The following is a 23,835-nucleotide window of genomic DNA, read 5'->3' as shown; positions in this document are numbered from 1 at the left end:
TTCCTGAAAACTCAAACTTCTATGATAAAATGAAAGAAAAAGAGAAAGAAGGCATCAATTATGTATCTGCCATCATTTGATCTGAAAAATAAAACAGCACTTATTACCGGTGCAGGGAGGGGAATCGGCCGCGCACTTGCCCTTGGGTATGCCGAGGCGGGGGCTGATGTGATTCTCCTCTCCAGAACAGAAGAAGAGCTGCAGGCAGCTGCAGAAGAAATCAGGGCAAAAGGCCGAAAAGCCTACCCGTTCCCTGCAGATGTGACGAGTACAGAAAGCATTAAGAGTGTATTTGCTGAGCTTGAGGCGCAGCAGCTGAATGTCGATATTCTGATAAATAATGCCGGAATGAATATCCGTTCAAAAGCACTTGATGTGACAGAGTATGAGTGGGAAACGATTGTAAGTACAAATATGAAATCTGCTTTTTTTATGTCTCAAAAAGCAGCTGAGTGGATGAAGAAAAACGGGAAAGGCGGAAGAATTATTAATATTTCATCCGTCGCAGGCAAGACCGCCCTGAGAACAGGTGTTGTGTATGCCCAGACAAAAGCAGCCATGATTCAGATGACAAAGGTGCTTGCATTTGAATGGGGGCAGGATAATATTCAGGTGAACGCCATCGGTCCTTGGTATTTTGAAACGCCGCTGACTGAAAAAATCCTGCAGGATGAAGCGTATGTTTCTGATATTCTTGCCGTAACACCGCTGAAGCGGATCGGGCAGCTGCCTGAACTTGTGGGACCTGCCGTGTTCCTCGGCTCCGATGCAGCAAGCTACATAACAGGCCAGACATTATTCGTAGATGGAGGCATGACGATTCACGGATTTTAATTATTCGCGGAAAATGCCGAAATTCAACCCAATTCATGAAATGTTGACTTTATTTTGGAACCTTTGTCGACTTGCAGGATTTTCCTTATCCCCGCCTCGAAAACGTAGGCAACAAAAAAATGAGAAAAGGCGGGGTTTTAGATGTCTAAAAAGGTAAGTATTTCAAAGGTAGCTTCCATGCTTGGGGAGTCCTCCTACATTTTAAAAATGTGGGAAGAAGAGTTCACAGCCATTCTTGAAATCGAACGGGATCATAAAAATGCCCGGGTGTACTCGCCCGAAAATATTGAAATGCTGAGAAAAATTAAACATATGAAGGACAGCCAGCTCGATCATGAGACAATTGTCCAAATGCTTGCTATGAACGGAAAAGGCGAAGCAGCTGCAGCCTCATCTGCCGTTTTGGATCCGGATGCAGAACTTTCTGCAAAGAAAAATATTAAAGTGGCGCTTGAAGAGATTTTCAGTTTGATTGAAGAAAAAGGAAAACAGGACATAAATATACTTGAGCTGAAAATGGACCAGCTGGAGCTGTCGTTAATCGAACAGCTGAAGAAAACGGTCAAGCAGGAGTTTGGCGAGCAGACCAAAACACAGTTTCAAACGTCAAAAGGCCAGTTTGCCGCCCTGCATCACAGATTGAATGAACAGTCAAAAGCCCAGCTGAGTGCCGCTAAAGAGCAGATGGAAGAGCTTCAGCAAAAGCTTGAAGAACAGACGGATCTGCAGCTGAATGCCGCTAAAAACCAGTTTACGGCGATTCATCATAAGCTGAATGAGCAGTCAAAAGCCCAAATGAAAACGGCCAAAACCCATTTCACAGCCCTCCAGAGCAAACTTAATGATCAGGCAAAATCCCAGCAGCAGACATCAAAAGGCCAATTTGCCGCGCTGCAGACAAAGCTTGATGAGCAGAAGGAAGCTCAGTTCAATGCGGTAAAAGGCCAGTTTGCTGCTTTGAACACTAAGCTTAATGAACAGGCCAAAACACAGCTGCAGGCAGCAAAAGAACAATATGCTTCTCTTCAGTCAAAAATGGATGAACAGACGAAAGTGCAGTTGGGCCAATTCTCCGGCCTTCAAAACAAAGTAAACGAACATGCAAAAACGCAGCTGACGATGTCGAAAAGCCAGTTTTCCGCATTGAAGGAAAAGCTTGGCGAAATGAAGGAAGCACACATGAATGCTGCGGAAGGACATTATGCATCTCTTCATGATAAACTGAACGTAATCCATGAATCTGCAAACAGTGAACGGGAAATGTTCCATGATGAGGTCAAGTATGAACGTGAGCTAGCCAAACAGTATATTGAACAGAGAGAACAAAAATTTCTTGCGTTCGTACAGCAGCAAAAAGAAAAAGAGGAACGTGCAGACCGCAAATACGGCCTTTCCATGCTGAAGCAGTTTATGGGATTTGCTAAATAACCTTAACCTGCGGAGGATAACGATGAACACGAAATTAATCAATCATTTTTTGTCGCACAGAGCTGTTACGCTTGAACTGCTTTCCATTATGAGAAACAATGATCCGGATTTTAAGCCTGCCGAATCGTCTATGTCGACTTCGAAACTGGCTGTTCATATGGCAACTTCCATGTACAAATTTACGGCTGTTGCCAAAGCAGGAAGCCCGGGACCGCTGATGGAAAAAGAGGATGTCCGGGAATCAGATCCTTTAAAAGCTGTTGAACTCTATACGGAAAAAACCGTTCAGCTGCTGGAATCACTCACTGATGATGAGCTTTCACGCGAGATTGATCTGACAAACGTTTTTGGATTCAAGACTACCGGTGCATCTCTTGTGAAGATGGGAATTGAGCACGAAGTAAACCACAAAGGCAACTTGTTTGTATATGCCCGTCTCCTCGGGCATACTGAACTGCCGCTGTATGTAAAAAAAGGATAACCAGAGCCTGCCGGCCAAATTTCCAGCCGGCGGGCTTTTTTATTGCCCATCCATGCAATGGAAGTGACATCCGCTTTCTTTTTCTATTTATGAGGTTTATACTTAGTGTAATAAAAGGATGTGAATGCAGCACATGATGATGGAGTTTTCACACGAACTTACACCGTATCTGACTCTGATCAGCCTTTTCTTTACTGTAGCGGCGATCTTTGCCTGCGGCTATCTGCTGGATCAGTCCTTTAAAAAACACCCGTCTATGAAAATGGCAGTAAGGCATGAGCATAAAGACAGACTGATTTCACAGCGGAGACAAAATGAAACAAATGCGGTCATTGTCTGGATCATCAGGCAGATGAGACGGTATGATGCAGGAGATGATACTCCGTCCGGCTTCCTTCTTGAATCTTTCATACTCAATGAAAAACAAGGAGGATCTACATGGAAAAGAAATCTGCATTCACCTCTCGGAACGTATTCCTTGCACTGCTTGGAATAGGCCTGCTTATTCTTTTGAGCGGCTGCCAGCAGGCAGGCACCGGTGGCATTCAGGAAATAACGAGCGGTACCCCGGGCTTTTTTAATCACTATTTTGTTTATCCGTTTTCACTGCTTTTAAAAACGTTTGCCGAATGGTTTCAGGGAAGCTACGGGCTTTCAATCATTCTCGTAACGTTGATGATCCGGTTCGTTCTTCTTCCATTTGCCCTTAAACAGTCGAAAGACCAAATGCACATGAAGGGGAAGATGGCAAAGGCGCAGCCTGAGCTTTCAGTTATTCAGGAGAAAATGAAAAAAGCAAAAGATGCAGAAACAAAGACGAAACTGCAGCAGGAAACGATGAAAGTGTATCAGAAGCACCAGATCAATCCGCTTGCTGCACTTGGCGGATGTCTGCCGCTTCTCATTCAGCTTCCGTTCTTAACCGGGTTTTATTATGCCATTCAGAGAACGCCTGAAATTGCCCAGCATTCCTTTTTATGGTTTAACCTCGGCAGTCCGAACCTTGTCCTGACACTTCTCGCAGCAGGCATCTATTTTCTTCAGGCAAGAGTATCGCTCGTCGGTCTTGAAGAAGCGCAGAAAAAACAAATGGCCATGTTCAGCTATTTGTCGCCTGTCATGATCGGCATGTTCTCGCTGACAGCACCGGCAGCTCTTCCGCTTTACTGGACCATCGGAGGGATTTTTGTCATTTTGCAGACTCTCCTGACGAAAAAATTGTTTCATGCAGACAGCAGCAGAAACAGGAAAGCAGAAGCACCCGTTTAATACTAAAAAGAATATTCTTCAAGATAAGACCGGAGACTTTGATCTCCGGTCTTTTTTCATCTGTTCAAAAAAGGATTTGGCCATGAAAAGAAGAATGTATGTAGAAGATGATTAAAAAAGGGGTTATAGCAGATGAAGTCCGGAGTATTTGAAAAAACTATCACGAAAAAAATTGAGGCAAAGCTATCATATTTACTGAAGCTTCCTGAAGGATATTAAGAAGGGACCGATGAAGTGCCGCTAGTTCTGTTTCTGCATGGCGCGGGCGAACGGGGCACAAATCCTGAAGACGTCAGAAAAATAGGGCTTCCGGAGGTGGCAGACAGAGAAGATTTCCCCTTCATCCTGCTCGCTCCTCAATGTCCGGTATCCACGGCGAGAAGGTCGAACTGGATTATGGAACTCGACGGGGCGCAAGCTTTGCTGGAAGAGGTTGTGGAGACTTACAGAGTCGATAAGAGCCGCATCTATTTGACGGGCATGAGCATGGGGGCATATGGAGCTTTTGAACTAGCAGGAAGAATGCCGGAAACATTCGCAGCGCTGGCTGCAGTATGCGGAGGCGGCTGCCCTGAGAATGCAGGCCTTCTGAAAGATCTCCCTGTCTGGATTTTTCACGGAGAAGACGATGACGTGATTCCAATAAAAGAAAGTGTTGATATGGTCAATGCTATCCGGCATGCGGGCGGAACCGCAGCATTCACCTCATATCCTGGGGTCAAGCATGATTCATGGGTCCAGGCATACAATGATCCTGAGCTGTACAAATGGATGCTGAGCAAGAGCAAGGGGGAATAAAATAGAAAAGGAGACGCTGGTAAACCAGTCGTCTCCTTGCGTATTGAGGCGAAGAACCACATGCCACATCATGTGTGCGGAAGTTCCGCATGTTCTTCGACTTACACAATTCAGCTCATCGCTCTAGTAATATACCATGCATGAAGAAAAGAAACAAGGATGATTTTTAAAATGACATCATTGCAGGGGAGGCAGGGCTTCATGAATTTGAAAAAGTTCACTAAGGATTTTAAGGAATTTCCGCTGAGCGACGGCTGGAAGCTTGTGATGCACAAGGATTTTGAGCTGTTCAAAAGCAGGGAAAATTATGCAATTATCGATGCCGAAGCCGACGTCCTCTTAAAGTTTTACCTTGAGAGCCCGGAAGTAATATGCTTCAAAAAAACCGTCTGGAACCTCGACTGCAAGCTGAACTGCGCATCAAAAGTGCTGACTGTCTTTAATGAGCCTGACCTATATGATGAGTGAGGACAGGTTCCATTTTTAAAAAAACAGGTTGACATCAGCAGTCATGAGATGTTTAAATTATCTATAAATTAATGGAGCGTAACGTTGATGGGAAACACAGTAATCGCATTGTCCCTGTTATAGAGAGCTGACGCTAGGTGAAAGTCAGTACACACAATGCGTATGAATTTCGGTCCCTGAGTTTTTGTTTCGACCTGACGGAAGGAATGAGCGGGTTGTCCCGATATCGACTTAAGAGCCGGAGAAGAAGTATTCTCAACTAGGGTGGTACCGCGATGAACAGTCGCCCCTACACACAGGGGGCGGCTTTTTTGCGTTTTCATTAATATAAGACACAATCATGAGAGGTGCATAATGAGAGAACAACAGCAGTGGTCTTCAAAACTGGGTTTTATTTTAGCTGCAGCAGGATCAGCAATCGGACTTGGGGCAATATGGAAATTCCCGTATATAGCCGGAGTCAGCGGAGGGGGAGCCTTCTTTTTTATATTCCTTCTCTTCACATTATTGCTTGGCTTGCCATTGCTCCTGGCAGAATTTGCGGTCGGAAGAAGCACTCAGAAAGATGCGATCCAGTCATATAAAGCAATCGCGCCGGGAACAAAATGGTTTTCTGTCGGTTATTTAGGAATGATAACCTGTTTTATTCTGCTGTCATTTTATAGTGTCATTGGAGGATGGATTATTCTCTACCTCGTAAAAACACTGACAGGAGATTTAAACGGACTCAGTCAGGAGCAGTATGGGCAGCTGTTCGGGGAAACGATCACTGATCCCGTACTAAGCGTCGGAGCGCACTTTGTCTTCATGGCAATAACCATTGCGGTTGTTGCAAAAGGGGTCCAAAAAGGAATTGAGCGCACTAGTAAAGTTATGATGCCGGTTTTATTTCTTTTGTTTATCGTACTGATTTTCCGTTCGCTTACTTTAGACGGTGCGATGGAGGGAGTCCGCTTTTTGTTTCAGCCTGATTTTTCAAAATTAACGTCGGAAACCATTCTGGCAGCACTGGGGCAATCCTTTTTCACCCTAAGTGTAGGTGTGTCCGTTATGGTAACGTACAGCTCTTATTTATCAAAAGAGTCCAATCTGCCTCAATCTGCGTTTTCGATTGTCGGAATGAACATCTTTATTGTTGTTCTTGCAGGGCTTGCGATCTTCCCGGCCGTCTTTTCCTTCGGCCTGAAGCCTGATGCCGGTCCGGTGCTGCTCTTTAACGTATTGCCGACCGTTTTTAATCAAATGGCATTTGGAATGGTATTCTTTGCGGCGTTCCTCCTTCTTTTCCTGTTTGCATCTTTAACTTCGGCATTTTCCATGCTTGAAATTATTGTATCTGTGTTATCAAAGAGCGACGCTGAAAAACGGACAAAATGGTCGTGGACAATTGGACTACTAATCTTTGCAGTGGGTATACCATCTGCCTTATCGTTCGGGGTCTGGAGCGAAGTAAGCATTTTTGGCAAAACGATTTTTGATGCGGCGGATTATCTGGTCAGTAATATCCTGATGCCTGTGGGAGCCCTGCTTATTTCTATATTTGTTCCGCTGAAAATGAAAAAATCCGCACTTTATGAAGAGCTTTCTAAAGGATCTTCTTTATCCAGAGGACTGTTCAATGTGTGGTTCCTGCTTATGAGATATGTGGCACCAATTGCCATTTTCCTTGTATTGCTTGATGTATTGGGTGTTTGGAAGCTGTTATATAAAAATGGAAGGACTCCGCTGCTGCGGGGTCCTTTTTGCGTATACTTCAGGTGTAAGAAAGGAATATTAATCCATGACTAAAATGAAAGGGAGGGACTGCGCATGTCAAAAATGGTTGCTCCTGTAAAAGTACCTGAATCTTTGGGTTCAGGCAAGTCATTGTTCAGAGAGATGCTTGGAGACAGTTCGGATTTGAAATTTAAAGAAATAAAAAATAAAGGGTTTTCTTTTTTAATCGTATATATCAGCACGATTGTTGAAAACAAACAGCTGGAGGATCTGCTAATTCCATCCCTTGCTTCATTTCATGCAGAAAAGGCCGAGGAAGCAGATGATACTGTTGATTTCCTCCTGAATCATGTTATTGCCCTTAAGGACACCAGGAAGATTACAGACATGAAAGATGCAGTAAATGAGCTTCTTTTTGGTAATACCGTCATTCTTATTGAAGGTCACTCGAGCTGTATTTCTGCCGGAACAGACAAGTTTCCTGAAAGAAGTATTTCAAATCCGAAAGCACAGCGAACACTTAAAGGGCCTGACATCGGGTTTAATGAAGATATTTCATCGAATACGGCATTAATTAGAAAAGTGATCAGAAATCCTGCACTCAGAATAGAGTCTCCTGAAATTAATTCAACAACCAAAATCTGCATCATTTACATGGAAGGAAAAGCTGATAAAGAAATTTTAAAAGAGCTGAAAGAGAAGCTGTCCTCTATAAAAATGGACGTCATCCTTGATTGCAACTATCTTGAAGAGACCCTGCAAAAATCTTCAAACTCGATCTTTCCGCTGACGCTATCTACTGACAGGCCGGACGTTGTCTGCAGCGAAATTCTGGAAGGGAGGATTGCTCTCCTTGTTGACGGAACGCCGTTCGTGGTTACTTTGCCGACTGTGTTTGTGCAGCTGTTTCAGTCACCGGATGATTATTATTTTCTGACGAAAAAATTGATGGCAAAAAGATTTGTAAGGATATTCATCTTTTGCTTTGCCATCCTGCTCCCAGCCCTGTATATTGCCTTTACGATTTATCATCCCGGTCTGATTCCGACAAATCTGCTCGTTGGAATTGTCACACAGAGGGAACTTGTGCCTGCTCCGACAGTTGTTGAGACCATTGTCTTTTATTTTCTGATCCTGATAATTACCGAAAGTTCGCTTAGACTTCCGCAATCCGTTGTGTTTACAGTCACTGTTTTTGCGGCCATTGTCCTTGGACAATCTGCGGTTGAAGCTTATCTTGTTCAGCCATTTACGCTTGTTATTTTAAGTGCATCCTACATCTTTTCAAGCATCATTCCGGTGTATTCTCTTGCCGCAGTTTCTCAAAAACTGACGATTGTTTTTATGTTTCTTGCATCCGTTTTAGGTTTTTTCGGGATTATTGCAGGTATTATGTATTATCTGCTCCAGTTGTCATCATCAAGATCATTCGGAGTGCCGTATCTTGCCCCGTTGGCCCCTTTTAAACTGGAAGACCAGAAGGATGCTGCATTCAGGGTTCCCATTTATGAACAGCTGAATAATAAGAAAACGTTTACGAAAGAAGAAAAAGACCAGCTGAAAAACGAGTAAGGAGGACACAATGAAGAAAAAAGCATGGGCACTTATATTTTTCGTCATTATTACTCTTTTATCCAGTGTGGTTATTTCTAAAAATGTAGAGGATACCCTAATTAAATCGATTTCCATAGTCAGTGCCATTGGGATTGATTCAAGAGATGAAGGGTATGAGGTAACCCTTCAGATGATAAATACTGCAGCTAAACCTGATTCAGCGGGAGAAGTTCCGGGTTCAATTATCTACCAGCAATCAGGCAGAACGATTTCTCAGGCTATCAAAAATATCCTAAACCGCAATCCAAAGAAAATTTTTCTCGACAGCGCCGAATTGATTGTCATTGGAGAACAAACAGCAAGGGAACAAGGGATTCATGAGATACTGGCCTTGTTTCTGACAGAATCTGAAATTTCATCCAGCATAAAAATTATGGTCACAAAAGATTATCCGGCAAGCAGAATTATAAGAACCATTACCCCGGCTGAAAAGGTCTCATCTAAAAGAATCAACGACATAGTCCATAGCAATGAATTGAACCTTGGATCTGTGTCGGGTGTATATCCTGTTAAAGTGATGAACGATCTTCTCAGAAATATAAAAGCAGCAGCAATTCCCTATGTCACTCTCAGCAGTGATCAGGAGATAGGTTCCTCACAAGAGAACATTTCTTCACCTGAGCCGGAGGTTCTTTTGATCCTGAACGGAATGGCTTATTTTAAAAAAGACAAGCTTGCTGGTTATTTAAGCAGGGATGAGAGCAAGATTTTTCTTGGTTTTACCAACAATACAACGACAATTGAGACTAAATGCGGAGCTGGTTTTTTTACCGTACACATTAAAAAGTCAAAAACCAGCGTAAAACCAGTATTCAATAACGGAATGATCTCATTTCAAGTTAAACGGAAGATGAAAGGGGAATTGTTTGAAAGCACATGCAGCAAGGATGATCTCCCTTATCTAGAATCAAAGGCTGAAACAGCCATAAAAAATGAGATGGCAGGACTGATTGCCAGAAGTCAGGAAGAAAACAATGACTTTCTTGGTTTTCTAAAAGAAGTCTATTTGAGAAATCCCTATAAATTTCAGGAAATCAACAAGAAATGGAAAGAACTATATCCTGAGGTTCCAGTAGAAGTAGAAGTGGATTTGGAGATTGAAGATATTGGAGATGTGAACCGGATACCGTAACCCTTTCATGCAAAGGATGATGAATGATGAATCAGCAGATTACTCCTAATCAGGTTTTTTCCTTAATGGTTCTTTTTCTATTAGGCAGCACAGTGGTAGTAGGTCTCAGCTTAGATTCTGAGGAAGAAGCCTGGCTTGTAAATATGATAGCCACGGCGGCAGGTATAGTCATTTATTTTATGTATATATGGATACTCCGCATCGAACCCAGGAGAAAAACCTTTACAGAGCTTTTGAAGACAAGTTTCGGCAAGTGGATAGGGACATGTTTCATTTGCCTGTACGCGGTCTACTTTCTTTATATCGGCATGAGAGTAGTGAAAGATTTTGAGTTTTTCATCAGCACGGTCCTTTTTTACAACATTGAAACCTGGGTCATTGGTTTTGTTTTCATTCTGCTCACAGGTTATGCGTGCATATTAGGATTAGAGGCGATTGCAAGAGTATCGGAATTTCTTTTTTTTGGAAGTGTTATGATGATTGCGCTGACTACACTCATAACTATTTTGAACCCAATGTTCGAATGGACAAATGTTCTACCTCTTATAAAGCCTGACTGGAGGTCCGTGATAGGATCTGTTTTTCCGGCAAAAATAACGTTTCCGTTCGGAGAACTGATTGCATTCCTCATGATTTTTCCCGCTGTGAATAATCAGTCCTATTTGCTTAAAAGAGGATGGATGGCTGTTGTATTCAGCGGTCTCATTATTATTGTCATAACAGAATCCATCATCGGCATGCTAGGGGCGAAAATTGCGGTCTATTTTTCCTATCCCCTCATTAAATCAATCGAAACGATTGATTTGCTGGATTTTTTTCAGCATATCGAAATCCTTTCTGTCATTGTTTTTTTCTTTGTAGGGTTTATAAAAGTGGTGCTTCTCTGCTATGCCGCTATAAAAAGCCTGTCTGAGATTATGCCCAGGGTAAAAAATAATCACCTCGTATACGGGGTCCTTTCAGCTGGATTCGCATCCACCTTTTTTATGGATAAAAGCATAGTAGAGCATACGAAAACCGGTCTTGAAATCGTTCCTAAATATATTCATCTCCCATTTCAATTCGGAATTCCGCTGCTGCTCCTTTTTATTCTTCTGATAAAAAACCAGCTTAAGAAAAAGAAAGCAGCTGTCCAAGATAAATAGTTGCAAAATCTCCCTTGTACGGGTAGACTTTGAAACAAAGTACATAACAAAACGGGAGCTTGTGGAATCAGGCTGAGAGTGCGGCTAACTGCTGCAGACCGGATGAACCTGTTGGATAATGCCAGCGCAGGGAGATTATAGGGATACCTGTAAGCACTTTGCCGCGGCAAAGTGCTTATTTATATTGGAGGGGAAACGATCATGTCCATTCAAGCAGAATTAGTATTGGAGAATGTAAGAGAACAAAACCCGCTAGTGCACAACATAACGAATACGGTCGTGACAAATTTTACGGCAAACGGGCTTCTTGCTCTTGGGGCTTCTCCCGTCATGGCCTATGCGAAAGAAGAAGTCGCGGATATGGCAAAAATAGCGGGTGCAGTCGTACTGAATATCGGTACATTAGATGAAAGAATAGTAGAGTCGATGCTGATTGCCGGAGCTTCTGCCAATAAGCACAATGTTCCTGTTATCTTAGATCCGGTTGGTTCAGGGGCAACACCTTACAGAACGGAGACGGCTAAAATGCTTGCAGAAAAGCTGGACATTGCCGTAATCCGGGGCAATGCTGCAGAGGTTGCAAGTCTTGCAGGTGAAAACTGGGCAATAAAAGGGGTCGATTCTGGTGCAGGAGAAGGGGATGCTGCAGCGCTTGCCGTTAAAGCTGCAAAGCAGTTGAGGACGGTTGTTGTGATTACAGGAAAAACGGACTATATTTCAGATGGTGAACGGCTATTCAGCTGCAAAAACGGACACCAGCTTCAGACAAAAGTGACTGGGACAGGGTGCTTGTTAAGCTCAGTTGTCGGAGCGTTTTGTGCAATTGAAAAAGACTATGTTTTTGCCGCCGCTGCAGCTGCAGCTGTCTATGGATGCGCTGCTGAAGCAGCAGTAGAAAGGCTGTACAAACTCGAACCGGGCAGCTTTCAAATCGAGTTTTTAAATGAACTGTATCATCTTGAACCGAAAGATTTGAGAGAACGCATAAAGCTTGAGGAGGTGCTTGCATGAGTGTTGCAAGAGCATTAACAATAGCAGGTTCTGACAGCGGGGGAGGCGCAGGAATACAGGCTGATTTAAAAACATTTCAGGAGCTCCGTGCATTTGGCATGTCAGCTATAACAGCAGTGACAGCTCAAAATACGCTTGGCGTGCACGGCGTGTACCCGCTTTCGGCAGAGGCGGTTATGAAACAAATAGAAGCGATAGGGACAGATCTTGGAACAGATGCACTGAAAACAGGCATGCTTTTCAGCAGTGAAATCATTGAAGCTGTTTCCGTCCAAATTAAACGATTCGGCTGGGAAAAGGTTGTGGTCGATCCTGTTATGATCGCAAAAGGAGGGGCATCACTCCTGCAGCAGGAAGCGATTGACTCATTGATCACTCATCTTTTGCCTCTCGCACTTGTTATTACCCCTAACATCCCTGAGGCAGAGGCTCTCTCAGGAATAAAAATCGAAACAATTGAAGACCGGAAACGTGCGGCAGAAAAGCTGCATGCATTTGGAGCAGGATATGTGGTGATCAAAGGCGGGCATGCAGATGAGACTGAGCAGTTAATCGATATGCTCTATGACGGCAGTGAATTCTTCTTTTTTGAAAATGATCGTATTGCAACTGAAAACACACATGGAACAGGTTGTACGTTTGCCGCTGCGATTACTGCTGAGCTTGCTAAGGGAAGCAGTGTTCAACATGCCGTTCAGCTTGCAGCCGATTTTATTCATGCCGCGATAAAAGATGATCTAAAGCTTGGAAACGGGCACGGGCCGACGAATCATTGGGCATATCAGGAAAGAAGGATGGGACGATATGGAAAGCAGCATACTTAGGAAGAAACTGAACCTGTATTTTATTATGGGGAGTACCAATTGCCTGAACAAACCTGAAGAGGTGCTTCTCCTTGCTGTTAAAGGCGGCATCACGATGTTTCAATACCGTGAAAAAGGAAAGAATGCACTTACAGGTATGGATAAACGAGAGCTCGCGCGCAGCCTTCAAAAAATATGCGCAATGCATGCCGTTCCCTTTATTGTCAATGACGATATTGACCTTGCAGTCGAACTTGATGCTGACGGTGTTCATATTGGACAGGATGACACTGATGCGGGCGAGGTGCGAGAAAGAATCGGAAACAAGATACTGGGTGTTTCTGCCCATACGATGGCAGAGGTAAAAAAGGCAATGAAAGATGGTGCGGATTACATTGGGGCAGGGCCCATCTATCCAACTGAAACGAAGGAAGATGCTGAACCTGTAAAAGGGACACTATTGATTGAAGAAGTAAGAAAGGCGGGGATTACCATTCCTATTGTCGGCATCGGCGGAATAACATCAGCCAACGCCCGTGCTGTAATAGAAGCAGGAGGGGACGGAGTTTCCGTGATTTCAGCCATCAGCCTTTCTGAAGATCCATGCAGAGCAGCGGAGGGGTTACTGAAATCTGTTCATTAAAAAACATCGGTCACATCCAATTGGTTGTGACCGATGTTTTGTTTATTTTGCCTTTTTAACCAGTTGAACAGCTTCCTTGGAAAGATAGAATTTGTCTTTCGTTAGGACCGTTACACTGTCCAGCTCAATTACTTTGCCGTTCACAATGGCAAGATCTTTATTCACTGGAAATTCAGCTGCAGTCTTTCCTTTTTTCACAACTAGAACAGGGTTGTTTTTATCTTCAGCGTTTACAGATACTTTTGCACCCATTGCTTCAAATGCCGTTTTTGCGTCAACAAACAGTTTTTTGTCGAGCTCTTTTAAATCAAACCCCATGGCTGAAGCTGTAATGTGTGCAATGTCAGTGTTCTCAATAAAGCCAATCGGTTTACCTGGTCCATACGAATACATGAATAAGTCTTCACCAGTATGCCCGCCTGAAGTAAAGCCGAGGTTTGCGCGCTCTGCAAGCAGCTCACCCAGCGTTTTTGCAAGATTCTTGCTGTCACTTATGGCTTTCTTTTCTTTTGGTGTTGGGTTTTTAATTCCGTAAAGTGCTGCTACTTCCAATTTGTTTGACTGATCCGGCTTTAGCTGCTTCATTGCTCCTTCAAGAGTCAGTTCTGCTTCTTTCAGAGGATCAATGTACTCAGAAACTGGGATGGAAGGGTAGTCTGCACTTGTATTCTGGTTGCCGATTGAAATACCGCTGTTTCCGTGATCAGAAAGTGCGATAACCATTGTGTTTTTATCTTTCTTTGCAAAATCAAGAGCTTCTTTAACTGCTGCATCAAAAGCAAGTGTATCGCTGATCATGCCGATTGGGTCATTGGCATGGGCAGCCCAGTCCGGTTTGCTTCCTTCTACCATCAGGAAGAATCCGTCTTTATCTTTAGAAAGGGCTGAAATTCCCTTTTTCGTCATTTCTGCAAGTGTCGGCTCATTCGGGTTTGTCGTTTCACGGTCCATGTCATAGGCAAGAGCAGCCGGTGCGAACGCCCCCCAAAGCTTGCTTGATCTCGAATTTAAAAGCTCCTCCCGGGATTCAACGATGTCATAGCCTCTGTCTTCAGCAACCTCAACCAGATTTTCACCATCTTTCCGGCTGTTTTTAGCCATGCCTGTTGTCAGAGAATCTTTTCCTCCTCCTAAAACAACATCAATATCCTGATAGATTTGCTGTTCTGCGATGTTGTCATACTCACCACGGTGTGAAGCATGAGATGAAAAAGCAGCAGGTGTAGCGTGCTGAATTTCAGAGGTAGAGATGATGCCGGTTGCTTTGCCGCTTAACTTGGCACCTTCAAGAACATTCGCAACAGGCTTGTGCGGCTGATCGGCAAGTGAACTGTCAAGGCCAGGTGATGAAACTGTTTCAGGCAGTACGCCGACAAACTTATCATTCGTTTTGTTTCCTGTCGCCATTGCAGTGCCTGCAGGAGCTGAGTCAGTAATGGCAGATTCAGCTGAGTATGTACGAACGCCGCCAGTCAGGATTTCATCCATTGCAAGAGGTCCGCCTTTATACCATCTTGAAAGAGTAGTAGTCGAGGAACTCACGCCATCCATAACAAGAACAATCACATTTTGAGCCTGTGGTTTGGCTTTCTTCGCTTCTGCTTTTTCATTGGCTGCCGTGAATCCAAGGGATCCCGCAGCCAGTGTGCCGGCAAGGGTAATGCCAAGGATTTTTTTGTTTAAAGTCATCATTTAGCCTCCCGAATAATTGGTATAAGTAAAGAATATCGGCTAAACGTTAACCGAGTATGGTAGGTTTGTAAATTAAAATTTAATACATGATTACCGGAATATTAAGATGATTCATAAGGAGCGGGAGGAAATTCACAGAATAAAAGAAAAGGATAATAATATCATTATGTTAACTATATAGAACGTTCAATTCTGTACAAACCTTTCAGCCAATGGGGCTATATGACCCTAATAGAAGGTATAAGCCAGATAATAAGCAGGAAAAAGGCTCCATTTCAGCGAGACAGCAAATCCTGAAATCTGGGCAGGATGAACTGAATCATCCAAACTCCATTGACATTGATAATCATTTTCAATTAATATTCAAGTGTATTCAGATATTTGAAGCGGCGAAAGTGCCGTTTTTCTTTTTAAATGAGAATGAGAATTATTATCAAATGTAAAAGGGTGATTATTCATGCTGACAAATGAATTCTATTTAAACAGTCAAAACAAAAGAGAATCAAATGCAAGATCCTATCCTCGCAGATTACCGATCGCCATCAGTGAGGCAGAGGGCATTTTTGTCAAAGATGTTGAAAATAAAACCTACATAGACTGCCTGGCAGGGGCTGGAACGCTTGCCCTTGGCCATAATCATCCGGTTGTGATCCAAGCACTCGAGAATGTGATAAAAGGGAAGCGTCCATTGCATACGCTGGATCTGACAACTCCCATGAAAGAGGAATTTGTTGAAGAGCTTTACAATGCATTACCGCCTTCATTTGCAGAAAATGCAAAGATTCAGTTTTGCGGACCTTCAGGATCAGATGCTGTTGAAGCTGCGATGAAGCTGGTTAAAACGGCAACAGGCAGAGGAGGCATGCTTTCTTTTCAGGGCGGATACCACGGCATGACAAATGGATCTCTCAGCCTGATGGGGAATCTTGGACCCAAGTCCAGCATTCAAAATTTAATGTCTGATGTGCACTTCCTGCCGTATCCATATTCTTACCGCTGCCCGTTTGGCATTGGCGGAGATGAAGGAGCTGCAGTCGGTTCAACCTTTATTGACCGGACACTGAATGATCCTGAATCTGGAATCGTTAAGCCGGCCGGCATGGTCATGGAGATTGTCCAGGGGGAAGGCGGGGCCATACCTGCACCTGACGAATGGGTAAGACAAGTGCGGAGGATTACTGCTGAACAGCAAATCCCGCTTATAGTAGATGAAGTTCAGACAGGCTTTGGAAGAACCGGGAAAATGTTTGCTTTTGAGCATTCGGGCATTACACCAGATGCGGTGGTCCTGTCAAAAGCGATTGGCGGAACGCTTCCTTTAGCAGTGGTTGTCTATCATAAAGATCTGGATCAATGGGGCCCTGGTGCTCACTCCGGTACATTTCGCGGGAATCAGCTGGCCATTGCAGCAGGAACCGCAACGATGAAGTTTATTAAAAAGGAAAAGCTTGATGAACAGGCAGCAGTACTTGGAGATTTTCTGATGCTCCGGTTAAAGCAAATGAAACAGGAGCTCTCAAGTATTGGCGACGTGCGCGGTCTTGGACTCATGGTCGGTGCCGAAATCGTGGATAAAACGGCTGATGCTGACGCGTTGGGAAGCTACCCTGCTTATCCTGAACTTGCTAAAAGAATTCAGCAGGAATGCTTTAAACGCGGGCTGATCCTGGAGCTTGGCGGGCGGCATGGCAGCACTGTACGCTTCCTTCCTCCGCTCATTATCACAAAAGAGCAGCTTGAAACGGTTTGCGGCCTTTTCTATGAAGCAGCCCTGGCAGCAGAAAAAGAACTTATTCCAAGTTTCGTATAAGGAGTACACTAATGACAACGAGCATACAAACGGCATTTGACCGATATTTCCTGACCAGCTCAAAGGAGAGTCTTGAAGAATATCAGTCAGTCATGAATCACGCAATGGAAACACTGAAATCTGTTGTTCTCGAACAAACACCTTTTAGCGGGGCAGAGCCGCAGCATATAAAAGAAACAATCCAATCTCACTTCCCCAATGTGCATCCTGACGAGGCAATGAACACTGAACTGCTGTTTCAGAAGCTGAACGCAGCTGTCGGGAGGCACAGCATTTCGGTTCATCATCCGTCATGTGCCGCCCACCTTCACTGTCCGCCCATGCTGCCGGGTCTTGCAGCAGAAGCGCTGATCTCAGGGTTAAATGTTTCGATGGATTCCTGGGATCAAAGCGGGGCGGCAACGATGGTGGAGCAAATGATGATGGATGGGCTGTGCCGCCTTTTTGGACTTCCAGAAGGTGACGGGGTCATGACAAGCGGGGGAACACAATCCAATCTGATGGGACTGATGCTTGCAAGAGAGCATGCCTGCATGAAGCTGTGGAACTGGGACGTCAAAAAGCAGGGTCTCCCGCCGGAGCAGAAACGGCTGAAAATTCTTTGTTCGGATGCGGCGCATTTCTCTGTACAGCAGTCAGCTGCCGTATTGGGACTCGGAGAGGATGCGGTCGTTCCGGTTAGAACGGATCAAGCCCACAGAATGTGCATGAAGGATTTAATCAAAAAGCTCAAGGAACTGAGGACCGCAGGGGAGTTTCCATTTGCCTTATTCGCAACAGCGGGAACAACGGATTTTGGAGCAATCGATCCTCTAATGGAAATGAGCCGTGCCGCGAAACAATACGGCCTATGGTTTCATGTAGATGCAGCATATGGGGGAGGCCTCATCATGACAGCGCTTCATAAACATAAATTAAACGGTATTGAGGAGGCAGACTCCATAACGGTCGATTTTCATAAGATGTTCTATCAGCCAATCAGCTGCGGCGCGTTTCTCGTCAAAGAACGAAGCTCATTTGCGTATATGAAACGCCATGCAGATTACTTAAATCCAGAGGAAGACGAAGTGCCGAATCTGGTCGGGAAATCTCTTCAGACGACAAGAAGGTTTGACGCCCTAAAACCATTTTTATCGTTTCAGCTTATCGGTAAAAAAGAGTGGTCAGATATCATTTGCCGCACACTTTACCTTGCAGAAGAGGCATACACGATGCTTAAGAGTGATGGAGCGTTTACTCCAATGCATAAACCTGAGCTGAGCACAATTGTTTTCAGATATACGGGTGAGGGCAGGTTTTCAAGTGAAACAGAGGATTTTCTTAACAGCCGAATCAGGGACAGGCTGCTTAATGACGGCGAAGCGGTTATTGCCCGGACAAAAGTGAATAACCGCGTCTGTCTCAAATTTACGCTGTTAAACCCTCTAGTAAAAACAGATGATCTCTCACATATACTGCAGCGAATAAAAGAAATTGGAAGAATTGAATCAGGGAGGATTAACGGATGAACAGGGAACAAGCTAGGAAAGCCGCAGAACATGCTGCACTGCAAAGCTACTTGAATTGCTACATAAGAGAAACCGGGATGGGAATATTCACAGCGGATGCGCCATCAGAACTTGCAAGTGTCCATGCCGGAAAATGGCTTCATCTGACTCTTAAAAAGAAGCAGGAGGAGCTGTACATTCCCGTTGATTATGTGTCAGAGACTGGCAGACATCTATTTGATCATGCTGTTTATGATCAATCTGAAAAAATTGACTTTCTTGCGTTCGCAGAAAAAACACTGGATGAATTGAACATAGGTGAGCAGGACGGGAAAAAGAACGATCTGCTTGAGCGTATTTCACAGAGCTGCAAGCTGATGGCGGAATTTATTTACGAAAGATCATCGGATGAAGAGGAGTTGTACAAGACTGATTTTCAATTTCTTGAGGCCGAGCAGGCACTGCTTTTCGGACACCTTCTTCACCCCGCGCCAAAAAGCAGGGAAGGAATGAACGATGAGGACATCAGGACATATTCACCTGAACTGAAGGGGGCATTTCCGCTTCACTATTTCAGGGCTCCTGCCAATTTGGTCTATTCCAGATCCCTGCTTCCGCATTCAGCCGTTCAGCAAATAAAGAGGATGGTAATTGATGATCCGGAAATCTCAGAGGCGTTTAAAAGCAAATATGCACAGGAGGACGGGTATGCATTACTTCCGCTTCATCCATGGCAGGCTCACTATGTTCTGCAGGATGCTGAAATTAGAAAGCTTGCAGATCAGGGCATTTTAGAAAACCTTGGGCAGCATGGACGTGCTTACTATGCAACCTCCTCATTAAGAACGGTTTACCATCCGGATGTCCCGTTCATGCTGAAATTTTCACTGAACATCAAAATTACGAATTCTGTCCGGACTAATTTAATGAAGGAACTGGAACGGGGGGCAGAAGTGAAAGCACTGATGGAGACACGCCTCGGGCAGGAAATGGCCGATAAGTTTCCAAATTTCAGCTTTGTGCATGATCCTGCCTTTTTAACATTAAAACTGCCGGACAGAAACGAAACCGGCTTTGAGGTCATTCTTCGGGAAAATCCTTTTTACGGTGAGAACGCAAATCAGGCAGCTGCCGTTGTTTCCTTATGCCAGGACGGGCTGAAAAGAGGCTCTTCAAGACTTTCTAGTGTAATCAGGAATCTTGCCGCTGCAGAAAAGCGCTCTGCAAATGAAGTGAGTGAAAAATGGCTGAAAAAGTACCTCGCTATCTCCATGAAGCCTGTCCTCTGGCTGTATCTTGAAAAGGGAATTGCGCTTGAAGCTCATCAGCAAAACAGCATTGTGCAGCTGAAGGGAGGATATCCAGAGCGATTCTATTACAGGGATAATCAAGGTTTTTACTTCACTGAATCTAGAAAGACCCTCCTTGAATCCTATCTTGCCGGAGCAGGTAAGAAGAGTGAGACACTGTGTTCAGATGCTGTTGCAGATGAGAGACTGAGCTATTATTTCTTTTTCAATCATTTGTTTGGACTGGTCAATGCATTCGGAACGGCGGGTCTCGGAGACGAACGAAGACTGCTGCAGATCATTCGGGAGGAAATGGAAGGTTGGGAGGTTTCCGAGGACCATCCATCGCAGCTGATCAAGAACTTTCTTGAAAAAGAAAATCTGCCCTGCAAGGCGAATCTCATGACTGGCTATCACGATTTGGATGAACTTGTCGGCCCGCTTGAAACGCAGTCTGTCTACGTCAATGTAGTAAATCCACTTTTAAAAAAGGAGGCAGTTGCATCATCATGATTCAGCATTCAGAAAAGACAAATATCACTTTCCGCAAGGCGGACTTTGAAACAGATGCCGTCATGCTGCACAGATGGCATCATGAGCCGCACGTCATCCCTTACTGGAAGCAGAACTTCCCCTTCAGTCAGTATGCAAAGCACCTAAAGGGCCTGCTTGCCGATGAACATCAAACACTGTGGATTGGCGCAGTGAACGGGAACGAAATGAGCTACTTTGAAACGTACTGGGCAATGGAAGATCCCATCAGCAAGTACTATGAGGCAGCTCCCTTTGACCAGGGCGTGCATCTGCTGTTTGGTGACCCGTCCTACCTTGGCAAGGGTCTGGCAGCGCCAATGCTCGTGACCATCATGCAGCAAATGTTTTCAGACAGCAGAACGGCACGTCTTGTCGCAGAGCCTGACATCCGCAATGAAAAAATGATTCATATATTCAAAAAGTGCGGTTTTTCAGCCGAAAGAAAGCTAGATCTGCCTGATAAACAGGCGCTGTTTATGGTATGTACAAGAGAAGAATTTGAACGGAGGATGAACGGTGATTTATGACGTAATTGGCGCAGGGCTCGGTCCGTTCAATCTTGGGATGGCAGCCCTGCTTGATGAAACAGAGGGTATTGAAGCGCTGTTTTTTGATCAAAAACCCGAATTTTCATGGCATGAAGGCATGTTAATTGAAGGGACGACTCTGCAGGTCCCGTTCATGGCAGATGCCGTGACGATGGCGAATCCTGCAAGCAAATACAGTTTTCTGAATTACCTGCATGAGCAGAAACGCTTGTATCATTTTTACTTTCTGGAGTCATTTCACATTCCGCGCAGAGAATACAGCCATTACCTCAAGTGGGTGTCGGAACAGCTTTCATCGTGCCGGTTCGGAAAAAAAGTGATCGATGCAGCTGAACATCCTGCTGGCTTTGAAGTGATTGTTGAGGATGTTTTAACTGGTGAAACAGAAACATTTTTAACAAAACATGTAGTGCTTGGAATGGGAAGTGCCCCCTCTATGCCGGATTGGACAGCTTCTGGAAGCAGGAACCTTTATCATTCTTCTGAATTTATGGACAGAAGAAAAGAAGACATGGGATCATCTGTTGCCGTTATTGGATCTGGCCAAAGCGCTGCAGAGATTTTTCTTGAGCTTCTGAGAGGTCAGGAAACCGGCGGATATAAACTGAACTGGTTGACGAGAACGGATGGTTTTTTCCCAATGGAGTATTCGAAACTCGGTCTTGAACATTTTTCTCCCGACTACACGGATTATTTTTATCAGCTGCCTCAGAATCTCAAGGATCAAATTGTGCCGGCGCAGGATTCTCTTTATAAAGGGATAAGCGCTGATACGATTGCAGAAATATATAACCTGCTGTATGAAAGAACAATTGCCGGAAGCAAGCCTGAAGTTCAGCTCCTCGCTAAAACGGCTGTAACAGATATTTCATACAGCGGGGAGGAACTGGTCCTTGCCTGCTGTCAGCGAGAGCAGGCTGAATCGTTTGTTCTTTCAGCAGATACCGTAATTGCAGCAACGGGCTACAAGACCGTCTGGCCTAAAGCATTTAAAAGGCTTGCCGGAGCTATGAAATGGGACAAGGCAGGGCGCCCGGTCATTTCAAGGGACTATCAGGCTGAGATGAACACGCCCCGGGCTCTGCACAGTGTATTTATTCAAAACGGAGAGCTTCACACGCACGGAGTAGGAGCGCCTGACCTCGGCCTCGGAGCTTACAGAAATGCACATATCATTAATACCATTGCTGGAAAAGCGGTTTTTGATCTGTCTGACAAAAATGTGTTTCAGCACTTTGGAACAAAACATGTGGCCGGAAAGAAACAACTGGTTTAGGAGAGTGAGAGATATGGAAGCGAACATTAATAAGAAACATTGGGAAAAGGCCAATAAACGGCTGACCGCCAAAATGATTGCAGAGTTTTTGTATGAAGATATGATTGCTGCTGTTAAATCGGAAGACTTTTATTATCTTGAATGTTCAGGCGGGAAGAAAATGAGGTTCAAAGCTGAAGAAAGATTGATGGACAGCTATTGGGTGAATCCAGAATCTATACAAGTCCAATCTGGTAATCAATGGGTGGAAACGGTAAGCGCGGTCGAATTCTTGATCATGATCCAGCAGGATCTTGGAATTAAGCCGTTTACAGCAGCTTATTTGATTGAAGAATACAAACGGACACTCCTTGCAGATGTTCACATTATGGCAAAAGAGGAACACAGACAGACAGAATCCCTGCTTGAACTGGGATATGCCGAGCTGGAAGGGGAGATGACAGGGCATCCATGGATCACATACAACAAAGGGCGAATCGGATTTTCCTATTCTGATTACCTTCATTATGCCCCGGAACAAAAAAAGGCTGTGCGCCTGGACTGGATTGCTGTTTCCAAAGGCAAAGGCACGTTTCATTCTATTGAAGAAGTTGAATATGAGCATTTAATAAAAGATGAAATTGGTTTGAATGCTTGGGAAATGTTCAACCGGAGACTGAGCGAGGCTGGTGTTGAACCTGAAGATTATTTCTTCATGCCAGTGCACGAATGGCAGTGGGACAATGTGCTCGTCCCGCAGTTTGCTGAAGAGCTGGCTGAACAGAACATCTTGTATCTGGGAAAAGGGGAGGACGAATACCTGCCTCAGCAATCAATCCGCACCTTTGTCAACATGGATGACGAAAAGAAACACCACGTTAAGCTTCCAATGAGTATATTAAATACTCTCGTATACAGAGGACTCCCGTCGGAGAGAGTGGTGCTGGCTCCTGAGATCACCAGGCATATTCAGGGAATAAGGGACAATGACCCTTTTCTTCGGGATGTTTGCAAAGTCGTTCTGCCCGGTGAGATCGCAAGCATGAATTACGACCATCCGGATTATTCGAATCTGAACGGGGCACCATATCAATTTCTTGAGATGCTCGGGGTTATCTGGAGAGAAAACCTCTGTTCATTTCTTGAGGAAGGGGAGGAGGCCATCACTCTTGCGGCCCTTTTATATGTCGGTGAAGACGGTAAGTCCTATGCTCTTGAACTTGCGAAAAAGGCCGGCCTCACAGCAGAAGAGTGGATAAAACAGATGTTTGATGTGATCCTTCCGCCGCTGCTTCATTATTTGTATCAGTACGGAACGGTCTTTTCGCCGCACGGACAGAATACAGTGCTCATCCTGAAAGACAGTAAACCGAACCGTCTGGCCGTGAAAGATTTTGTAGACGATGTAAACATCAGTGACCAGAAGCTTCCTGAACTTCAGCACCTGTCAGAGGAACTGAGAAGTGTGTTAAGAAGCGAAGCGCCGGAAGGTCTCTGTCAATTTATCTTTACAGGTTTGTTCGTTTGCCACTTCAGATATTTTGCAGACATTCTTCACCGCAGCGGCGAACTGGATGAAGCTGTTTTCTGGAACATGCTCAGGGATGCCATTCTCTCGTATCAGGCAAAATTCCCTGAACTGAACGACCGGTTTGAACTGTTCGATCTCCTGAGGCCAACTTTTAAAAAGCTTTGTCTGAACCGGAACCGCATGATTGACTATGGGTATGGTGACGGTGACGACAGACCTCACGCTTCTGAATTTGGCAGCGTGAATAATCCGCTTTCTGCAGTCAGGCCTGCTTCGATCATAATCTAATAGAAAGACGGCAAAATCGGCAAATGATTTTGCCGTCTTTTTGTATACCTGCCGGAACG

21 protein-coding genes and 1 other annotated feature are annotated in these 23,835 nt (G+C 44.5%); of the genes, 20 read left to right on the top strand and 1 reads right to left on the bottom strand.

Annotated features, from left to right (window positions below; genetic code table 11):
* Nucleotides 1-60 precede the first annotated feature (60 nt).
* The 14 genes from JOJ89_RS10955 (at nucleotide 61) to thiE (ending at nucleotide 13,342) form a co-directional block, all read left to right on the top strand.
* Entirely contained in the window at nucleotides 61-834 is a 774-nt protein-coding gene (locus JOJ89_RS10955; protein ID WP_203287356.1) for an SDR family NAD(P)-dependent oxidoreductase, read from the top strand.
* 141 nt (nucleotides 835-975) lie between these two features.
* Nucleotides 976-2,262, top strand: a complete 1,287-nt coding sequence (locus tag JOJ89_RS10950; protein ID WP_203287354.1) for a helix-turn-helix domain-containing protein — start codon at nucleotides 976-978, stop codon at nucleotides 2,260-2,262.
* A gap of 22 nt (nucleotides 2,263-2,284) precedes the next feature.
* Nucleotides 2,285-2,743: a DinB family protein gene (locus JOJ89_RS10945; protein ID WP_029280854.1), complete on the top strand. Its 459-nt coding sequence runs from the start codon at nucleotides 2,285-2,287 to the stop codon at nucleotides 2,741-2,743.
* 133 nt (nucleotides 2,744-2,876) lie between these two features.
* On the top strand, nucleotides 2,877-3,239 hold the full coding sequence (locus tag JOJ89_RS10940) for a hypothetical protein (RefSeq protein ID WP_152554724.1): 363 nt from the start codon (nucleotides 2,877-2,879) through the stop codon (nucleotides 3,237-3,239).
* Entirely contained in the window at nucleotides 3,182-4,012 is an 831-nt protein-coding gene (yidC, locus tag JOJ89_RS10935) for a membrane protein insertase YidC (protein ID WP_203287352.1), read from the top strand. Before JOJ89_RS10940 ends, yidC begins: the two co-directional genes overlap by 58 nt.
* Before the next feature lie 234 nt (nucleotides 4,013-4,246).
* On the top strand, nucleotides 4,247-4,810 hold the full coding sequence (locus tag JOJ89_RS10930) for a carboxylesterase family protein (protein WP_242524594.1): 564 nt from the start codon (nucleotides 4,247-4,249) through the stop codon (nucleotides 4,808-4,810).
* Between the two features lie 201 nt (nucleotides 4,811-5,011).
* Nucleotides 5,012-5,278 (top strand): hypothetical protein, encoded by a 267-nt coding sequence (locus tag JOJ89_RS10925; protein WP_029280858.1) that lies wholly within the window; start codon nucleotides 5,012-5,014, stop codon nucleotides 5,276-5,278.
* Nucleotides 5,279-5,353: 75 nt separating this feature from the next.
* Nucleotides 5,354-5,572, top strand: a binding site (T-box leader).
* A gap of 60 nt (nucleotides 5,573-5,632) precedes the next feature.
* The gene (locus tag JOJ89_RS10920) at nucleotides 5,633-7,066 is read left to right on the top strand and encodes a sodium-dependent transporter (RefSeq protein WP_203287350.1); all 1,434 of its coding nucleotides are present in this window, start codon (nucleotides 5,633-5,635) and stop codon (nucleotides 7,064-7,066) included.
* Nucleotides 7,067-7,087: 21 nt separating this feature from the next.
* The gene (locus JOJ89_RS10915) at nucleotides 7,088-8,566 is read left to right on the top strand and encodes a spore germination protein (RefSeq protein ID WP_203287348.1); all 1,479 of its coding nucleotides are present in this window, start codon (nucleotides 7,088-7,090) and stop codon (nucleotides 8,564-8,566) included.
* Nucleotides 8,567-8,576: 10 nt separating this feature from the next.
* Entirely contained in the window at nucleotides 8,577-9,740 is a 1,164-nt protein-coding gene (locus JOJ89_RS10910) for a Ger(x)C family spore germination protein (protein WP_203287346.1), read from the top strand.
* Nucleotides 9,741-9,763: 23 nt separating this feature from the next.
* Nucleotides 9,764-10,885, top strand: coding sequence for a GerAB/ArcD/ProY family transporter (locus JOJ89_RS10905; RefSeq protein WP_203287344.1), 1,122 nt, complete (start codon nucleotides 9,764-9,766; stop codon nucleotides 10,883-10,885).
* A gap of 201 nt (nucleotides 10,886-11,086) precedes the next feature.
* On the top strand, nucleotides 11,087-11,896 hold the full coding sequence (gene thiM / locus JOJ89_RS10900) for a hydroxyethylthiazole kinase (RefSeq protein WP_203287342.1): 810 nt from the start codon (nucleotides 11,087-11,089) through the stop codon (nucleotides 11,894-11,896).
* The gene (gene thiD / locus JOJ89_RS10895; RefSeq protein WP_203287340.1) at nucleotides 11,893-12,720 is read left to right on the top strand and encodes a bifunctional hydroxymethylpyrimidine kinase/phosphomethylpyrimidine kinase; all 828 of its coding nucleotides are present in this window, start codon (nucleotides 11,893-11,895) and stop codon (nucleotides 12,718-12,720) included. The genes thiM and thiD overlap by 4 nt, the downstream gene beginning before the upstream one ends.
* Nucleotides 12,701-13,342 (top strand): thiamine phosphate synthase, encoded by a 642-nt coding sequence (gene thiE / locus JOJ89_RS10890; RefSeq protein WP_203287338.1) that lies wholly within the window; start codon nucleotides 12,701-12,703, stop codon nucleotides 13,340-13,342. The genes thiD and thiE overlap by 20 nt, the downstream gene beginning before the upstream one ends.
* Before the next feature lie 42 nt (nucleotides 13,343-13,384).
* Here thiE and JOJ89_RS10885 read toward each other — a convergent pair whose 3' ends face one another.
* Nucleotides 13,385-15,034: an alkaline phosphatase gene (locus tag JOJ89_RS10885; RefSeq protein ID WP_203287336.1), complete on the bottom strand. Its 1,650-nt coding sequence runs from the start codon at nucleotides 15,032-15,034 to the stop codon at nucleotides 13,385-13,387.
* A gap of 457 nt (nucleotides 15,035-15,491) precedes the next feature.
* Between JOJ89_RS10885 and JOJ89_RS10880 the strand changes: the two genes are divergently transcribed.
* From JOJ89_RS10880 to JOJ89_RS10855, 6 genes are read left to right on the top strand one after another with little or no spacing between them, the layout of a single operon-like run.
* Entirely contained in the window at nucleotides 15,492-16,844 is a 1,353-nt protein-coding gene (locus JOJ89_RS10880; protein ID WP_203287333.1) for an aspartate aminotransferase family protein, read from the top strand.
* 11 nt (nucleotides 16,845-16,855) lie between these two features.
* Nucleotides 16,856-18,352, top strand: a complete 1,497-nt coding sequence (locus JOJ89_RS10875; protein ID WP_203287331.1) for a pyridoxal phosphate-dependent decarboxylase family protein — start codon at nucleotides 16,856-16,858, stop codon at nucleotides 18,350-18,352.
* Nucleotides 18,349-20,133, top strand: coding sequence for an IucA/IucC family protein (locus JOJ89_RS10870; protein ID WP_203287329.1), 1,785 nt, complete (start codon nucleotides 18,349-18,351; stop codon nucleotides 20,131-20,133). Before JOJ89_RS10875 ends, JOJ89_RS10870 begins: the two co-directional genes overlap by 4 nt.
* Nucleotides 20,130-20,681 (top strand): GNAT family N-acetyltransferase, encoded by a 552-nt coding sequence (locus JOJ89_RS10865; RefSeq protein WP_203287326.1) that lies wholly within the window; start codon nucleotides 20,130-20,132, stop codon nucleotides 20,679-20,681. Before JOJ89_RS10870 ends, JOJ89_RS10865 begins: the two co-directional genes overlap by 4 nt.
* Before the next feature lie 37 nt (nucleotides 20,682-20,718).
* The gene (locus JOJ89_RS10860) at nucleotides 20,719-21,978 is read left to right on the top strand and encodes a lysine N(6)-hydroxylase/L-ornithine N(5)-oxygenase family protein (protein ID WP_081870188.1); all 1,260 of its coding nucleotides are present in this window, start codon (nucleotides 20,719-20,721) and stop codon (nucleotides 21,976-21,978) included.
* A 13-nt stretch (nucleotides 21,979-21,991) separates the two neighbouring features.
* Nucleotides 21,992-23,776, top strand: coding sequence for an IucA/IucC family protein (locus JOJ89_RS10855; RefSeq protein WP_242524593.1), 1,785 nt, complete (start codon nucleotides 21,992-21,994; stop codon nucleotides 23,774-23,776).
* Nucleotides 23,777-23,835 lie beyond the last annotated feature (59 nt).

Origin of the sequence: Metabacillus sp. cB07, assembly GCF_016839225.1 — a bacterium.
GTDB lineage: Bacteria > Bacillota > Bacilli > Bacillales > Bacillaceae > Bacillus_P > Bacillus_P indicus.
Note: the sequence above shows the minus strand (reverse complement) of the source record. Positions and strands in the feature narration are given on the sequence as shown.

What these genes read in the sequence shown, in the direction of transcription:
- yidC (WP_203287352.1), top strand. Translation starts at nt 3,182, where the DNA reads ATGGAAAAGAAATCTGCATTCACCTCTCGGAACGTATTCCTTGCACTG.
- JOJ89_RS10885 (WP_203287336.1), bottom strand. Translation starts at nt 15,034, where the DNA reads ATGATGACTTTAAACAAAAAAATCCTTGGCATTACCCTTGCCGGCACA.
- JOJ89_RS10875 (WP_203287331.1), top strand. Translation starts at nt 16,856, where the DNA reads ATGACAACGAGCATACAAACGGCATTTGACCGATATTTCCTGACCAGC.
- JOJ89_RS10855 (WP_242524593.1), top strand. Translation starts at nt 21,992, where the DNA reads ATGGAAGCGAACATTAATAAGAAACATTGGGAAAAGGCCAATAAACGG.
- JOJ89_RS10860 (WP_081870188.1), top strand. Translation starts at nt 20,719, where the DNA reads ATGGCAGCCCTGCTTGATGAAACAGAGGGTATTGAAGCGCTGTTTTTT.
- JOJ89_RS10865 (WP_203287326.1), top strand. Translation starts at nt 20,130, where the DNA reads ATGATTCAGCATTCAGAAAAGACAAATATCACTTTCCGCAAGGCGGAC.
- JOJ89_RS10915 (WP_203287348.1), top strand. Translation starts at nt 7,088, where the DNA reads ATGTCAAAAATGGTTGCTCCTGTAAAAGTACCTGAATCTTTGGGTTCA.
- thiD (WP_203287340.1), top strand. Translation starts at nt 11,893, where the DNA reads ATGAGTGTTGCAAGAGCATTAACAATAGCAGGTTCTGACAGCGGGGGA.
- JOJ89_RS10905 (WP_203287344.1), top strand. Translation starts at nt 9,764, where the DNA reads ATGATGAATCAGCAGATTACTCCTAATCAGGTTTTTTCCTTAATGGTT.
- thiE (WP_203287338.1), top strand. Translation starts at nt 12,701, where the DNA reads ATGGAAAGCAGCATACTTAGGAAGAAACTGAACCTGTATTTTATTATG.
- JOJ89_RS10940 (WP_152554724.1), top strand. Translation starts at nt 2,877, where the DNA reads ATGATGATGGAGTTTTCACACGAACTTACACCGTATCTGACTCTGATC.
- JOJ89_RS10950 (WP_203287354.1), top strand. Translation starts at nt 976, where the DNA reads ATGTCTAAAAAGGTAAGTATTTCAAAGGTAGCTTCCATGCTTGGGGAG.
- JOJ89_RS10925 (WP_029280858.1), top strand. Translation starts at nt 5,012, where the DNA reads ATGAATTTGAAAAAGTTCACTAAGGATTTTAAGGAATTTCCGCTGAGC.
- JOJ89_RS10910 (WP_203287346.1), top strand. Translation starts at nt 8,577, where the DNA reads ATGAAGAAAAAAGCATGGGCACTTATATTTTTCGTCATTATTACTCTT.
- JOJ89_RS10870 (WP_203287329.1), top strand. Translation starts at nt 18,349, where the DNA reads ATGAACAGGGAACAAGCTAGGAAAGCCGCAGAACATGCTGCACTGCAA.
- JOJ89_RS10955 (WP_203287356.1), top strand. Translation starts at nt 61, where the DNA reads ATGTATCTGCCATCATTTGATCTGAAAAATAAAACAGCACTTATTACC.
- JOJ89_RS10880 (WP_203287333.1), top strand. Translation starts at nt 15,492, where the DNA reads ATGCTGACAAATGAATTCTATTTAAACAGTCAAAACAAAAGAGAATCA.
- thiM (WP_203287342.1), top strand. Translation starts at nt 11,087, where the DNA reads ATGTCCATTCAAGCAGAATTAGTATTGGAGAATGTAAGAGAACAAAAC.
- JOJ89_RS10945 (WP_029280854.1), top strand. Translation starts at nt 2,285, where the DNA reads ATGAACACGAAATTAATCAATCATTTTTTGTCGCACAGAGCTGTTACG.
- JOJ89_RS10920 (WP_203287350.1), top strand. Translation starts at nt 5,633, where the DNA reads ATGAGAGAACAACAGCAGTGGTCTTCAAAACTGGGTTTTATTTTAGCT.